Here is a 14,450-nt window from a genome sequence, read left to right on the forward strand (position 1 = left end):
TCGTTCCAAGATGTGGCTGACTGACAAAGCTTAAAGATGCTAGTGCATTGACGCGGTCAGAGGATTCACGAAGGGCGTGATGCATGCGGGTCTGGGCGATGGCTCAGACCGTCTGCGTGCTCCTCGACGACGCCACCAAGTTAGCGCTGTCTACGATCGCTGGAGATCGATCCCGCCCCTCAAGCACATCCTGCGGGCGCGTATTGTCTTGCTCTCGTTCGAACGCTTGAGCGTGCAGGACGTGGCTCGGCAGGCCGGCGTCAGCTGGCCCGCAATCTGGCGCTAGCAGCAGCGCTTTGCCGAGGAGGGCGTCGAGGGCCTGCTGCGCGACAAGACCCGCCCGGCACCCCGCCGCATTCCACCCACACGGTGGCGCAGGTGCTGGCGCTGACGTGCTCGGAACCGCCGGGCTGCGGTGTCCCAAAAAAGTTTTTAACAGGTCGTGTAGAATTGCATGTCCGTATGTCCGCGTCTATGTGGTGGCTCGCCCTACACTGCACCGTCGAGGGGTGCTCGGATTGGTTGAGCCGGTCTCCACTCGGGCTTGGCATCTCACACAGGCATACGATCGCTCGCATCGGACTATCTGCGCTTTACTGCTCGATAGACGCGTGAGCTGAATCCTGTTCTAGCCGCTAAAGACCGCCGTCTGCCCATGCCGGTTCGAGGTACCGCGCCATCCGCAAGGGCTAAGTCGAATGAGATAGGATTTGGCCCTTAAAACGGCGCCGAAATAGGCATTATCCCCCTGGGCTATACTGCACGAAAGTAGCAACATCGCGGCTTAGTTTGCTGTGGGTCAACTCAGGATCGCCATTCGCTCGTTCTCCGCTGACTCATCCGCGCACGAACTCGTCCGCACCAGAGCTCTTGCACCACCCGGCGGAACCGAGCAGGGCGGTCACCGCACTTGCCGTGACGCTGAACAGGCCAGCCAGCGCCAGAAGCAATTTGCCGTGCGGCTCGTCGGGTTCGGCGTAGTCGTACCAGAGCGGGTTGTCGTCGTGCATGGCGCTGCCCGGGCGCGCGTCTATCGGCTTCCGCGCTGAGCCAGCACGGCCGGGATGGTGCGGAGCATGATGGCGAAATCCCGGCGCAGGCTCCAGCGGGTGGCGTAGTCGAGATCCAGCGCCACGCGCTCGGCATAGGTCGTGTCGGACCGGCCTGAGACCTGCCACAAACCCGTCACGCCGGGCGGCACGGCAAAGCAGGTGGCGAATGCGTGATCGTAGCGGGCGATCTCAGCGGCCACGATCGGGCGCGGGCCGACCAGGCTCATCTCGCCGCGCAGCACGTTCCAGAGCTGGGGCAGCTCGTCGAGCGAGGTCTTGCGCAGCACGTGACCGATCGCGGTGATGCGCGGGTCGTCGCTGAGCTTGTGGGTCTCCGCCCACTCGGCCCGGGCCTGTGGGCTGGCAGCCAAGTGCGCGGCGAGCACGGCCTCGCCGTTCGTGACCATGGAGCGGAACTTCAGGCAGCCGAAGCGGCGTCCGTCGCGGCCGATGCGCATGTGGCGGAAGATCGGCGCCTTGCCGTCGCCGGCCCAGACGATCGCCGCGATGAGCAGGAGCAACGGCAGGAGCAGGAACAGCGCGGTCACCGCCACGCTGACGTCCAGGCCGCGCTTGGCCGCCCAGTCCAGCCGCAGGCCGCGCGCGACGAACGGCGCCTCCGGCAGAACCGCCCCGGCCACGAGCTCAGCCGCTCCGCTGACCTGCCCGACCGCCTGCTCGGCCCTATCGGTCACCTCTGGCCTACGCTGCGATGCAGAAAAGCCAGGATGAGCAAGGGCTTCGGCGCGAGTCAGCATGGTCTCAGCTCCTTTGGCGAGGCCAGTGGCGGGTTGGTTAACGATTGGTTGTTGCAGTGCTCCTAGCCCAGAAAATCAGTCTCCGCAAGGCGATATAGCCATCTCGCAGTGCCACAAAACCGACCAATATGCGCTGTATAGTGCTCATGTACCGTGTTTGTGGGCGCGCTGATGCCCCTCGCGCGGCTTCGCGTTAGGTATATGTTACGTAGCCATCCTGGCCGCCTGATCTCATGGTCGAGACCCGACATGGCGGCGGGGCTTCTGATCGCGAGCCCAGCGCCACAACGCTGAACGCACACAGGACGCAATCGGCACAATTCACGCGCCCAAACCGTACCCGGTTTTGCGCCGCATCGATCCTTGAACCCCTGACCCGCCAAAACCGTTTCAAAAATTTGGCCGGGAATTATCCCGAAGGCAGCCCGCGGCTACGACGCGCCGTCGCGGTAACTGGAGCGTCATCCGAGCGGGCCAAAACCAGCGGGGTGCTTACGGCGGGCCGCTCACCGGATCTACAGGCCGGCGCGGGCAGAGCCGCACCTAGAAATCGCGGCCGGACTTCCTCACAAGTCCATTGAGCCTACTCGGATGGTCCTGCTCCCGGCCCAATGCCTTTACGTCTTGGAAGTCGCCAGTAAGGCCGGCATCAGTCAGGAATCCGACGTCGGGGACTCACCGCGCTGTGAGTCCGTCCGCGTACAGAATCTTAGCCAGCGCGAGCGCGTCGCGGTGGTTCGTCATTACCCGGGCACCAGGCTTCCTCGGGATCAGCGAGGGGGCATCGACCATGCAGGGATGACTGAGGTTGGTGGTAGCTGTGCCAAACTGATGTACGCTCGGGTTCAGCCCGAGATAGGCAACGAGGCGATCTGGACCGGAGAACCGTGCCACGGGCCCGATCGCGGCGATGAGCCCGACGGCCACCACCATATCGACGCCCGGGATCGTCATCAGCCGCGTGACGTTCGCGTCGGTGCGCGCCGCCCGAGCAAGCTCACGCTCGACGATCTTCAGGTCCTCGCTCAGCCGGTCGTACTCGCGCAGATGCCGGGTGATCGCATCGCTTTCGTCCGGCGGCACTGGCTGCGCCAGGAGCCAGTCCGCCCGCGCGGCCCAAACAGATCGGCATGCGGACAAGGCGGCACGAGATGCGCGTGCAAGATCGACTGCACGATGGCCTTGAGCCGCGTCCGTTGCCGCACGATCTGCGTGCGGCGCGTCACTTGGCGCCGCAGACCGAGCGTGGCCTGGTCTGCGATCCAGACCTCGGGCAGGAACCCGCTGGCATAGAGCCGGGCCAGCACGGTGGCGTCGATCACGTCGGTCTTGATCCGCGCCTCCGCGATGAGGCGCACCTGGCGGGGGTTGGCGATCACGACCCGGCCGACATGCTGCCGGATCACCTCGGCGACCGCGCTGGCGTTGCCCGTCGCCTCGGCCACGACGTGGTCGTCATGGGTCAGTGACTTGGCGAACGCCGTCAGGTGATCGCGCGTCATGCCGATCCGACCAAGACGTCGGACCGTTCCATCATCCAGCAGCACCGCCTCGGCGAAGATGCGGTGGATGTCCAATCCCACAACTCGCATGAACCTGTCTCCTCGTGCGTCGTTCACGGGAGCTGGCGGGCAACACGGCAACTACGGATCCGCGCTCGCAGCGCATCCGGGCGAGCCGCAGGGGCGGCCAAATAACGGCTCGGGCTCGCAGCCCATGGTACAAGCGTCGGCCCGCCCGCACTCGCGTGCTCCCGGTGCCCCGCGTCCCGAATGGGCTCACCATAACGCTCATCTGACGATCAGCAGAACGCGAGGGCATCGGGGCCATCATGCCCGATAACGGTCGGGTCGAGCGGATGAACCGCACGATCAAGGACACGACGGTCAAGCGCTACCACTACGACAGCCACGCGCAACTCCGTGCGCACTTGGCCGACTTCGTCAGCGCCTACAACTTCGCCCGCCGCCTCAAAACCCTGCGCGGCCTCACGCCCTATGAAGCCATCTGCAAAGCATCGTCGGCCGAGCCCAGCCGCTTCAGATCAATCCCGCTCCACCAAATACCGGGACCAAACATCCAGCCAAGCGCCGGGTGCGCTACGGCTGCTATCGGATCCACATCCTGCAGCGCCGGGTGGGCTGGCGGGTGAACCACAAGAGGGTCCATCGCCTATACCGGGACGAGGGCTTGAGCCTGCGGCTCAAGTGGCCGCACTGGCACGTCAGCGCGGCACACCGTGAGCGTCAGCCCGCCGCGCTGTGGCCGAACTATAATTTCACATGTTGGCCACGGAAAAACACTACCTTGATGATAAAACCTTGTTACGAACGAATTGGGTCATCGGCCGCTCGATAGCAATCCAAACCAAGAAGCCAGAGATAGTAACCAAGCTAGTCAGGATCAGTACGACGCAGTCAAATGGAAGTGTTTTGATAAAGCTCAAGCTAATAATCTTAGCCCAAAAAGGAAGCGAGAATACTTGAGATAGATAGATTGAATAAGAAGCGGCACCAATTTGACGAGCCATCAGACCTCCAATCAGCGGAGCACGGTATTCGCACGACACTAAAACGATTAAAATCGATGGGAGTCCCCAAAAAATAAAACGGGACACATCGGTTTCAGACGGAGGCCAAAACGCGGTATACATAATTATTCCAACACTTATGGAGAACAAAACACGCCGCGGAATTGGACCCAGCGGTCGGCAGTTGACAATAACCCAGGCTACCCATACCCCACCGAGAAAGTCACAAAACAGCCAACTTGTGTAAAAATCGAGCAGCTGAGAGTCGCCAAAGCGCATTCTTCCTACCAACGTAAGCGCGGCAAGCACCAATGTTATTAATTTTAAAGCCGTTGCCCTTTGGAAGCGCAGAGATAATCCAAATAGATAGTAGAACATGAACTCATAATTTAACGTCCACCCAACTCCGACGACCGGAGCTACCACCCCAGACGGTGACGGAAACGGAATGAATAGGTAAGATGAAATATACCATAACACATCCAGCTCGCGGCCATTGCTGAATACATCAGGGGCCAACGTTATAATGAAAACGGCAAGGCTCGTTAACAGCCAGTAAAGTGGGACAATTCTTACCAATCGCTTAATCATAAAAGAGCGCGTAGAACCGCTTACGCCGAAATCTGATCGGTGGGCATAAAACATTACAAAACCAGAGATAACAAAAAATAGATCGACGCCGAAATCGCCAATTACCCATTGATTTCCATCGCAAGTCTTGAAATAAGATCCACTCGAATCCGCATTTATAGACATAGAAACGCGGGTGATTGAATGCGTAAACACGACAGCTGTCGCCGCTGCTGCCCGCATAATTTGGATGCCATCCAAACTTGGGGCATGGCCCCGAGTTGCGCTCACAGCCGAGATCGCTTCTACTCTCAAGTTGAAATTTACCCTTCAAAATTCGCCAGCAGTTAGTGTGCCCGCAAGCATATCAAGCCAAGATTAAACGATTGTTATAATGGCAGTCAAGGAAATAATCATCAGGTTTAGAAGTCTGTTTGACCACGTAGTGTGCCACCAACCCTTCTTCATGCTGGCATTTTATGCTACTAAAGTCTTGTGTTCAACGTCATGCAAGTTTATCTTGCATTAAGGCAGTATAAACTGGAAGAAAGATCTGGTAGCAAATCTAACGCAGATTTTAAGATTCCGTTGTCAGACTTATACCGAAATCAGGGGCGAGAGAGAGACGTTGAAAGCGTGCAAGGAGGCAACCACAAACTTGGCCTGACGCAAGATCAGTGTTAGCCTACTCGTCACATTTGCTTCCGCGCCACACTGTAAGCGGTCGGCCTTGCCTGTAGCAGAAATGCATGGATGCATGCTCTGCCTTCGAGCGCTTGACCGTGCGACACGGATCGCCAGGCATTTGCGGGTGAACTCGTCGTCGACGTCGAGCATCCGGAACTTGCGACCGTCATGCGTACGCGCCTCGACGAAATCGTAGGCCCACACGTGGTCGCGCCGCTCCGGTCGGAGCCGGATGCAGGAACCATCCCCGTTACACAGCCGGACCTTGTTCGGCCGGCGGGTCGGTACCTTCAGCCCGCGCAGCCAGATCCGCTCGACCCGCTTGCCGTTGACCAACCAGCCGGCCGCCTTCAGCAGCGCGCCGATCTTCCGGTAGCCGTAGCGCCCGTACCGGCGCGCCAGCTCCACGAGATCGGCGGTCAGCGCCGCCTCATCGTCTCTGCCCCGCGGCACCTTGCGCTGCGTCGAACGATGCTGACCGAGCGCACGGCACGCGCGGCGCTCGGAGACGTCCAGGTGTGGATCGGCGTCCAAGGCGAACCCACTCTCGCGCCACATCTACATATTTGATGTGAAGGATATTTTTTCCGCTGAGGTGGGCACCTATTGGACGCCGATCGGCGCCGAACCGGCACCCACCTTTGAGGACCAAAATTCAAACATCTCAGTGTCTTACCCGAGGCGGACGCGTGGGTTCGCCTTGGACGCCGATCCACAGTCCAGGACGTCCATGACATGCTCAATGCAGGCGCGTCGGCGCGCGGGCTGGTCAGTTTCCCGGGCGGCCTCCTGCAGGATCAGCTTGTCGAGCGTGAGATCCGCGATCGCCTTCCGGAGCCGCTGGTTCTCGATCTCCAGGTCCTTCATGCGCCGAACCTGGTCGCTCTTCAGGCCGCCGTACTCCTTGCGCCAGCGGTAGTAGGTGACCTCCGTCACGCCGATCGCGCGGATCGCGTCGCAAACGCTCTTGCCTTGAGAGACCAGCACATCCACCTGCCGCAGCTTGGTGACCACATCCACTGATTTGTGCCGCTTCGTTCCTATCTGTCCGTCCTCGTCCTGGCCCGAAAGCCATACCTCAGGGCGGACCACTTTGCTGAGGGCGGATCAATCGGACGCCGTGTAAATATACCTGAATTTTTCAGTGTGTTGACAGAAGATGGTGGCAGGTTTCAGGTCGATCTTAATATCTTTAGTCCGCAGCCAAGGGCGGAGGATAACATGGTCTTGCTGAAACTCAAAAATTGGTATATGCCTGGATTGATTTCGGATGCTTAGCTGAGCTTTGAGTTTCATGAATAATTTAATAAATGGCAGCGCAAAGGACTTTATTAAACGGCAGATCAAATCAAAGCTTCCGCCAAATTTGCAATCTCTTCGATTAAAAATTCGTCTAACTAATCAGGCGGATCTTTATAGAGAGCGTGCTCGAGATAAGTGGCTGCGTGCTCTGAAATTCATTTTATCAGAACTGAGTGGGAATGATATCTATTTTAGATCTCCTGATGGTATATCATACATAAGCATGCCAAATAACTACAGTTCTTTTGTCACTTGTGTGGTTGGGGCTCGAGATCCAGAAATATGGCGCTTCATAAGAAAAACACTGAAACCAGGCAGCGTGTTTGTCGATGCTGGCGCGAATATAGGAACATACACGTTACCAGCTTCGAAGTTGGTGGGCGCTGGAGGGAGAGTTCTTTCATTTGAAGCCCACCCAAAAACTTTCGCGTATTTGAAAAGAAATTTGGAGAACAATCGAGTAGCTAATGCCACGGCGTTAAACCTCGCGCTTGGCGACAAGCGCGGTTTTATTAGTATAAAATTCGATAGTAACAATCCAGGAGAAACTCACGTATCCGACGAAAAGGAGGGCACAGTTGGCGTTGAGTTAACGACCGTTGATTTTATGTTAGGAAGCTTGGGAATAGATGAAATCCATTACCTAAAAATTGACGTTGAGGGATTTGAGCTTCCGGTTATACGTGGCGCAAAGAACACCTTGTTTAATAGCAGAAATATTATTATTCAGACAGAGCTTGAGGAGAAACATGCAGCACGGTATGGGCATCGAGTTTCGGAAGTCTGTGATCTACTTCAATCTCTCGGATTTGTCTCTTACAAAATAGATAATAATGGAGATGCGCAGCGACTGGAAACCAACGTTTCTGGTGATGTAATCTGGATGCGTAGTTCAGTTTCCACGGCACAATTTTGCTAAGACGACGATCAATTAAATCTGAAATCTGTGGGTTCCATATGACGGCGTTTTGGACGGGTCGGCTACTAAATTGAAGAATGTTATATTCGTTGTTCCGGCCGACTGCAAGGGCATACCTCAATGGACACGGGACGAGAGCCGGAATGCGTGTCCGCTCGGGTTGCGTCCGGCTTCCGGACATACTTCCTCGCGGACGCTATCCTAACGGACGGACCAGCTCGATGCTGGCCATCCTCTACGCTCGCGTGAGCACCGCGGAACAGACCATTGCCCATCAGCGGAAGCAGGCCGAGGCGGTGGGCTTTAAGATCGACCAGGTCGTTGCCGACGAGGGTGTGTCCGGCGTGTTGACGGTCCCAAGCGAACGCCTTCAGGGCCGGCGCCCGTTCGACATGCTGCGAGCTGGCGACGTGCTGGTTGATCCGCTGGGTCGACCGCTTGGGCCGCAACTACGCCGACGTCACCGAGACCGTCCGCGAGTTCATGCGCCGCGGTGTCTTCATGCGCACGGTGATCAACAGCATGATCTTTGACGGGGCGACCACCGACCCAGTGCAGATGGCGGTGCGGGACGCGCTGATCGGGTTCATGGCGGCGACTGCCCAGGTGCAGGCCGAGGCGACGAAGGAGGCGCAGCGAGCCGGGATCGAGTACGCGAAGGAGCGGGAGGACGCTTACGCTGATTCGCTCATCCTGCAACGGGTTCACTCATTGTCTTGGGGCACTCGTCTGACAAGCTCGCCGAACGGCGGGCTGCAAACTTTCGGCGTGACAAAGCTCGTCGTTCGTACCGCTCAAGACCTCCGAGCTGTAGGAGGAAGTCCGATGGGATTTCAGCAGGAGGAAGCGCATCCAGTTCTCCTTCTGTCTGCTTGAACAAGGTCACAGTTCGCAGCAGGACGATCTTGAACGCCTTCACGCGCTGAAGCTGAAGCTGCGACTCGGCAACGGCCCGTGCGGCCTCTAGGACACCTGCATGCCTGATATGCTCGCCCGCAATAAGCTCAGCCAGCCGCTCGATCTCCGCCCCCGCTTCCGGATTCGGATCCACCGCTGATAGGCCGTGCTTGCGCGCATTTTGCCCCGAGCTTGCCTTACCCGCGGCGGTCCGTGGGCCAGTGCTGGCCTGAGCATTGCGGCGATTGGCGAGCGTGGCGCGCTCTGAGGTCATCGCGGCTTCAAACGTTCAAACGACAGCTCACCGTGTCTCTATGTGCTCGACATTAAGGACGTCCGCAGTCACAGTGCGCAGCTGCTGGGCCAAGTTTGCCCGCTTGCGCTCGATCTCGCGCAACAGCGAGTCCCGGCGCTGATCTGCCAGTGACGCCAATCGGTCGACGCGCTCGATGGAGGGCAGGTTCAGCAGGAAAGCGTGCGCGGTCACATCCTCGCTCGTGAGATCGCGCTTTTGAAGGTACCTGTTGACTTGATCCTGCGAACTCGTTTCGCCGATGCTCCAACCTGTCGCAAGTGCGTCGACCGAAGGCCCCGTTACTCCGTCGAAGTGTATGGGGTTCGCATGCTTGAAGGCCGGACGGATTAACTCCGCAGCGGCTTCAAGTCGGGCTTGCACGAGGATCTGCCCACGCCAGCGGCGTAGCCGTTTAGCTTCCCATATGAGATCGATAACATCCTTAACCCAGTTGGTAGGCCGCACAGGAAATGATGGGGCTGGATGCGGCTGCTGCGACTGTGGCGGCGATCCCGCAGAGGGCTGTGCTTATCACGAGTCCGCCATCGCCGCCGCGGCGGCCTTCAGCCCCCACCGCACGAGGTCTTCGGCGTCCCGGGCCGATCTGGCCTCCGCGTAGCATCGCAGTTCCGGAGCGTTGCCCGAGGCGCGGAAGTGGATCGTCCGTCCACCGTCCAGATCGATCCTGATCCCGTCCTGCTGATCGACGGCCTGCGGCGAACCGATCGGCCGGAGGAAATCGTCCCGGAAACCGGCCTCGCCGAGACGGGCGAGAAAGGCGCCGCTCCGCTCCGCGGGCGTGTTCGGAAGCCGGTCGCTCGCCATCTCGCCCGCATCGAGCGAGGCGACCAGATCGGCCAGCGACAGGCCGGCCGCGCGCGCCGCCGCGAGCGACGCCAGGATGGGCAGCATCGCGTCGCGGGTCGGCAGGATACCCAGGATGTTCTCGCCGACGCGGACGTCCGACCCCAGCAGGAAGCCGCCGTTGGCCTCGAAGCCGATCACAGCCCGGGCCCCGGCGCGTCGCGCCTGCTCCATGCCGGCGATGACGAAGGGCGAGCCGACCTTGGTGCGGATGACCTGCTTGAAGCCGCCCGACCGCTCGAGGGCCGAGCAGGCCGTCACCGGCACCACGGCCGTATCGGCGCCCAGGTAGCGGGCCGTGATGAGCCCGAGCACGTCGCCCCGCACGATCCGCCCGGTGCCATCCGCCATCAGGGGCCGATCGGCGTCACCGTCGGTGGTCACCAGCGCGTCGTAGTCGCCGGACGCCATGACGCCGCGGATGAACGCGACGTCCTCGGGACGGTGCGCCTCGGTATCGATCGGCACGAAGGTGTCGGACCGGCCGATCGGCGTCGCGCTGGCACCGAAGCCGGCTAGCAGATCCGTCAGCAGATCGCGCGCGACCGAGCTCTGCTGATACACCGCGATGCGCAGCCCCTCCAGGATCCGGGGCGCGAAGGCCGCGCGGTAGCGCTGGCGATAGCGCGCGATGGCATCGGGCTCCGGCGCGGGCGGGACGGGGGACGTCGTCGCGTCGGACGCTTCGATATCGCCCAGAGCGGCCAGGATGGCGGCCTCGTCGGCTTTGGTGATCTCGCCGTCGGGCCGATAGAATTTCAGACCGTTGCGGTCCTCGGGGATGTGGCTGCCGGTGACCATGACGGCGTAGGCGCCGCGCCGCATCGCTTCGAGGGCGAGGGCCGGGGTGGGGAGGGCGCCGCAATCGACCGCCGAGAAGCCGGCTGCCGCAGCAGCATGCGCCACGGTCGCGGCGAGGCCGGGGCTGCTCGCCCGCAGGTCCCTCCCGATCACGACTTCGCGCCTGCCATTCCCGGCCGGAACCGATCGGAAGAAGGCGCCCGCATAGGCGCAGCACGGGCTGCCCACGAGGTCCGTCACGAGACCCCGCAGCCCGCTCGTCCCAAATTTCAGACTGCTCACGGCATTCCTACCGATGCTGACACTGCGATTCGCTCCTATGATCAATGCTTGGAATTTCAATCCGTCACAACAGCCGGCGTGCGGACACGAAGCCGGGCGTGGATGTCTCCGAAGCGGCGGCCGAGCTTGAAGTAGCCGCGGAGATGGCCGGACAGGGGCTCACGCTTATGGAAGTGTGTGCCTATGACCGACTGTATGGTGAGTTCGGAAGACCCGCCTCGCGCCGAACGCGTCGAGGTGATCACCTCCGTCCAGCGGCGTCGGCACTGGACTACGCAGGAGAAGGTGCGCCTCGCCGAGGAGACCTATCTGCCCGGCCAGTCTGTCTCGCTCGTCGCCCGCCGCCACGGGCTGAACGCCGACCAGCTGTTCACGTGGCGTCGGCTGATGGAGCGGGGGGCGTTCACGGCCGCCGGGGCTGGCGAAGAAGTGGTGCCAGCCTTCTGAACTGCGGACTGCCTGAGCCATAGATCCGCGAGCTGCAGCGGCTCTGCGGCGCTGGCACTCCGGCTGTGCCTCGCGTGGCGGCTGCCGGCGTTCGGCATCACCGCCGCCGGCTTTCTCGCGATCGTCGCGGTCGGCTGCCGCACGGCTGACCGGAACCGTCGTGCCTCCCGCGCGTAGACCCAGCACTCAATTCCCACGCGAATCAACCTCAGCTGCCCGGCTCCAGTCTCGGCGGTTTTTTGTTGCTTGCACATAAGACAAACAGCTTCGCACAATCTTTCAGCATTTGGATGCGCGCAGATGAGGTTGACTTATCTGAATCAACGCCAATTAATCGAAGCTTATACAAGCATCACAATTATCGCTTAGACTAACAGGCGACCCATATGCCTCGATTCTACTTCGATGTTCATGATGGTGAGCTTCAGCGCGACGAGGAAGGCCTCGAATGTGCAAACGTCGAAGCGGCTCGCGAGAGGGTTTTGGCAAGCCTGCCGGATGTCGCGGAGCTGATCACCTCAAGCGACGGCGACAACCAAACCGTCACGGTAACCGTCCGAAATGAGGAGGGCAGCAAGATTTACGCAGGGACGCTGACGTTCACGGGGTCCAGGCCAGACGAAGCGGCCTGATTGTAGCGCCCTGGCTGGCCCGTCCCCTACGAGGCTCGGCCGTTCCTTTGCGACTCCTTCAGCCCCGCCGGCCAGCCGCGCGGGGCATTTTCGTGCGCGCCGGGGTTGATCAATTGATCTTTCCGCGCGAGACACCCGCCCGCGACTGACTATCGGTCGCGCGTCGGCAGGGCCGTGCCGTGTCGGTGGTCAACGGTCCGTTTCGGTGCAGCCTTGCCGGCGCACAACCTTCAGCCCGCCCGGTTCGCCGTGGCGGTCACTTCTTTATCACTGCACGGCATCGTCTGCGCGGATCCAGCCTCTACACCCCCCTTAGGCTCGGATCTGGGAAGGCCCCCGCCCGGTTCGCCGGAGCGGGCTCTCTCGTGCGCTCATGGCCTCGCGGATGCCGACAGGCCTGCGTGCTGCGGGTGCGCAAATCTCACGCGTCTGTCACCTGCTTTTCGGCGGCAACTACGCAGATCGATTGCATAGATCTTGCGGAGGCGACCATCTCGCCAGGATGTGGTGTTCGAGCATGTCGTTGATTCGAGGATCAGGTGAAGAGCGTCGCGCGGGTTATAACTGTGCTCCTCACGGTGGTGGCAATGGCTGCACCGTCGATAGGGGCGCCGATCGGGCACGACCGTAGATCGGAGCGACAGCGATCCAAGGTGGATCAACCGAGTGCGGTAGACACATCCTTCGCCGAGCGGCAGGAGCGCCTTTGGCGGAAGTTGTCCGGCTCTATCTGCACGGGCTGCATCACTTCGGCGAACCGCGTCGCTCCGGTCAGCTATGAGAGGCCCAGCCTCATCGACTTGGCTCAGGCACTGCCGCCCCGTACTCAGGTAGCGGCACGGAAGCCTCGTGCGAAGGTGAGGGTCGCCTATTTGCGTAAGAGATATGCCCGGCTTCATCGACGCAATCGCACGCGGATCGCTGCGCGCCTTCACTGGAGGCAGATCGCTAGAACAGCGATGCTGAGGAAGTACGCGCACCGTACTACCGTGCCAATCTTCACGATTGGATGGCCGGGGTTCGATAACCGGCCGCGCGTGCTGCCGATCGAGAGGCCTGGAACTCCGCGAGATGACGGCCGCCGACACGAGACCATCCTGTCGGTGCCGGAGGTGCGCCCGCGCCGGTCGTGAGTGAGCCCGGCGCTTATCGGAAACGCAGTTACAACCTGACACGCTCAGCGATGAGCCGTCGCCACAGCCTGCTAACTTGCGCCAGCCATCCTGCACCCGAGCCAAGTTGCGTACCGGCTCGGCTCACACGCTGGTGAGATCGGACGCTCCCCGCACCGTGAGCAGATCGGGGAGACCCCGGCATCGGCATAGCTGTCTCAACCGCGAAAGCACAATCGGCGCGTCCTTGTATCGCAGAAAGCCGGCAACGGCAGCGGAGAGGGCCGCCCTCAACCCTTCCAAGCCGAGATCGAGGGCGCACCATGCCGGCGATGAACAGTAGGCTCTAAGGCTCAGCAATGGGAATGCCAACTGTCGCGATTTAGGTACTCCGCCCTCGCTACGATGCGGCCGACTGGCGCAGGTGCCATTCCCGTGAAGACACCTCTGTACGGACCTCATTCACAATATGGCCTTAAACCGCCTGTCTAAACCTGACGCCTTAAATCAATCCCGAGAATAGTAGTGACGATATTTAGATGCATATTACTAGGCTTTTCCGCTTTGGCGGCACTTGTAATATTGCTTTTCTGGACCATTTCCGGAAGAGGCGGTGATATCGTATTGTTTGTCTTTTTGGCATTCCTCATCGCAAATTCTTTCTACATCCTCATATCGCGTCCAACGGTGAAAACGAGCGACATTCTCGCGCGAGCTTCGACGGGTCTCGCGCTCGCTTCGCTGGAACTGCAACACCAATCGCAAGAGGCTGCGATCAGGGAAGTAGAAGCAGAAGAACGTCGACTGTCAGAAGAGGAAAACAGCCAATTTAAACTTCAGATCGCGAAAGACATACTTGACACTATGCAATCAAAACTTCCGGTTTATCGACATAAAACTGAAGCATTGCCGAAAATTACGAACCAAATGCGGCAGAAAACTCATGCATTGCCTTTGCTTTCTACCATCCCAGTTGCAGCAGAAAACGTTCGACTCTCGAACGGTCACGATGCAGGGGAGAAGCCAACTCCGCCTGTAATCCAGGCGAGTCCGGCACCATCCACTGCCGCCTCGAAGTGAAGCAACGGCAGGGACCAAGCACAAGACCAGGACGGCTTAAGGGTAGGGGGTGAATGGGCCTGCTCGGCCGCCTCAGCCTTATCGCTGGCTTCGTGATCGTCCGTGGCAGCATCTTTGTCCGACGCGGCCGCCGCCGGAGCGCCGGTACGGTATCTGTCGCCGTCCCGTTTCAGCTCGCCGCTGTTGGCCATCACGCTGAGGTATGTAGCCAGCGTGTTAGTG

Annotated in this window: 9 protein-coding genes and 8 pseudogenes; 8 read left to right on the forward strand and 9 right to left on the reverse strand. The window is 60.2% G+C overall.

Annotated elements, in window-relative coordinates; genetic code table 11:
* Nucleotides 1-98 precede the first annotated feature (98 nt).
* A pseudogene (locus tag M6G65_RS05005) lies at nucleotides 99-411 on the forward strand (helix-turn-helix domain-containing protein); the annotation flags it as partial.
* Between the two features lie 425 nt (nucleotides 412-836).
* Here the strand turns inward: M6G65_RS05005 and M6G65_RS05010 are convergent.
* From M6G65_RS05010 to M6G65_RS05030, 4 genes and pseudogenes are all read right to left on the reverse strand, one after another.
* Nucleotides 837-1,010: a hypothetical protein gene (locus M6G65_RS05010; protein WP_250103639.1), complete on the reverse strand. Its 174-nt coding sequence runs from the start codon at nucleotides 1,008-1,010 to the stop codon at nucleotides 837-839.
* 20 nt (nucleotides 1,011-1,030) lie between these two features.
* The gene (locus M6G65_RS05015) at nucleotides 1,031-1,810 is read right to left on the reverse strand and encodes a sugar transferase (protein WP_250103640.1); all 780 of its coding nucleotides are present in this window, start codon (nucleotides 1,808-1,810) and stop codon (nucleotides 1,031-1,033) included.
* A 684-nt stretch (nucleotides 1,811-2,494) separates the two neighbouring features.
* Nucleotides 2,495-2,623 (reverse strand): annotated as a pseudogene (locus M6G65_RS05020) (IS110 family transposase); the annotation flags it as partial.
* A gap of 6 nt (nucleotides 2,624-2,629) precedes the next feature.
* Nucleotides 2,630-3,402, reverse strand: a pseudogene (locus tag M6G65_RS05030) (IS110 family RNA-guided transposase); the annotation flags it as partial.
* A gap of 248 nt (nucleotides 3,403-3,650) precedes the next feature.
* Here M6G65_RS05030 and M6G65_RS05035 point away from each other — a divergent pair.
* Both M6G65_RS05035 and M6G65_RS05040 read left to right on the forward strand, forming a co-directional pair.
* Nucleotides 3,651-3,962: pseudogene (locus M6G65_RS05035) on the forward strand (integrase core domain-containing protein); the annotation flags it as partial.
* A pseudogene (locus M6G65_RS05040) lies at nucleotides 3,893-4,081 on the forward strand (IS3 family transposase); the annotation flags it as partial. The pseudogenes M6G65_RS05035 and M6G65_RS05040, both read left to right, overlap by 70 nt.
* A gap of 31 nt (nucleotides 4,082-4,112) precedes the next feature.
* On the opposite strand, the gene M6G65_RS05045 reads toward M6G65_RS05040, so the two are convergent.
* The 3 genes and pseudogenes from M6G65_RS05045 to M6G65_RS05055 all read right to left on the reverse strand — a co-directional run.
* Nucleotides 4,113-5,153 (reverse strand): acyltransferase family protein, encoded by a 1,041-nt coding sequence (locus tag M6G65_RS05045; protein WP_238200184.1) that lies wholly within the window; start codon nucleotides 5,151-5,153, stop codon nucleotides 4,113-4,115.
* A gap of 537 nt (nucleotides 5,154-5,690) precedes the next feature.
* Nucleotides 5,691-6,113: pseudogene (locus tag M6G65_RS05050) on the reverse strand (IS3 family transposase); the annotation flags it as partial.
* 207 nt (nucleotides 6,114-6,320) lie between these two features.
* Nucleotides 6,321-6,641, reverse strand: a pseudogene (locus M6G65_RS05055) (transposase); the annotation flags it as partial.
* 250 nt (nucleotides 6,642-6,891) lie between these two features.
* Here M6G65_RS05055 and M6G65_RS05060 point away from each other — a divergent pair.
* Both M6G65_RS05060 and M6G65_RS05065 read left to right on the forward strand, forming a co-directional pair.
* The gene (locus M6G65_RS05060; RefSeq protein WP_238200185.1) at nucleotides 6,892-7,818 is read left to right on the forward strand and encodes an FkbM family methyltransferase; all 927 of its coding nucleotides are present in this window, start codon (nucleotides 6,892-6,894) and stop codon (nucleotides 7,816-7,818) included.
* 221 nt (nucleotides 7,819-8,039) lie between these two features.
* Nucleotides 8,040-8,694 (forward strand): annotated as a pseudogene (locus M6G65_RS05065) (recombinase family protein).
* Between the two features lie 322 nt (nucleotides 8,695-9,016).
* Here M6G65_RS05065 and M6G65_RS05070 read toward each other — a convergent pair.
* Together M6G65_RS05070 and M6G65_RS05075 are read right to left on the reverse strand one after the other, a co-directional pair.
* On the reverse strand, nucleotides 9,017-9,391 hold the full coding sequence (locus tag M6G65_RS05070; protein ID WP_238200183.1) for a hypothetical protein: 375 nt from the start codon (nucleotides 9,389-9,391) through the stop codon (nucleotides 9,017-9,019).
* Between the two features lie 150 nt (nucleotides 9,392-9,541).
* Nucleotides 9,542-10,957: a phosphohexomutase domain-containing protein gene (locus M6G65_RS05075; RefSeq protein ID WP_250103642.1), complete on the reverse strand. Its 1,416-nt coding sequence runs from the start codon at nucleotides 10,955-10,957 to the stop codon at nucleotides 9,542-9,544.
* Nucleotides 10,958-11,140: 183 nt separating this feature from the next.
* On the opposite strand from M6G65_RS05075, the gene M6G65_RS05080 reads away from it, so the two are divergent.
* The 3 genes from M6G65_RS05080 to M6G65_RS05090 all read left to right on the forward strand — a co-directional run bounded on the left by M6G65_RS05080 (nucleotide 11,141) and on the right by M6G65_RS05090 (nucleotide 14,228).
* Complete coding sequence (locus M6G65_RS05080; protein WP_250103643.1) at nucleotides 11,141-11,404, forward strand: transposase; 264 nt, start codon at nucleotides 11,141-11,143, stop codon at nucleotides 11,402-11,404.
* 386 nt (nucleotides 11,405-11,790) lie between these two features.
* Complete coding sequence (locus M6G65_RS05085; RefSeq protein WP_238200290.1) at nucleotides 11,791-12,036, forward strand: DUF6894 family protein; 246 nt, start codon at nucleotides 11,791-11,793, stop codon at nucleotides 12,034-12,036.
* A gap of 1,676 nt (nucleotides 12,037-13,712) precedes the next feature.
* The gene (locus M6G65_RS05090; protein ID WP_238200288.1) at nucleotides 13,713-14,228 is read left to right on the forward strand and encodes a hypothetical protein; all 516 of its coding nucleotides are present in this window, start codon (nucleotides 13,713-13,715) and stop codon (nucleotides 14,226-14,228) included.
* Nucleotides 14,229-14,450: the final 222 nt, after the last annotated feature.

The sequence above is a fragment of the Methylobacterium tardum genome (assembly GCF_023546765.1).
GTDB lineage: Bacteria > Pseudomonadota > Alphaproteobacteria > Rhizobiales > Beijerinckiaceae > Methylobacterium > Methylobacterium tardum.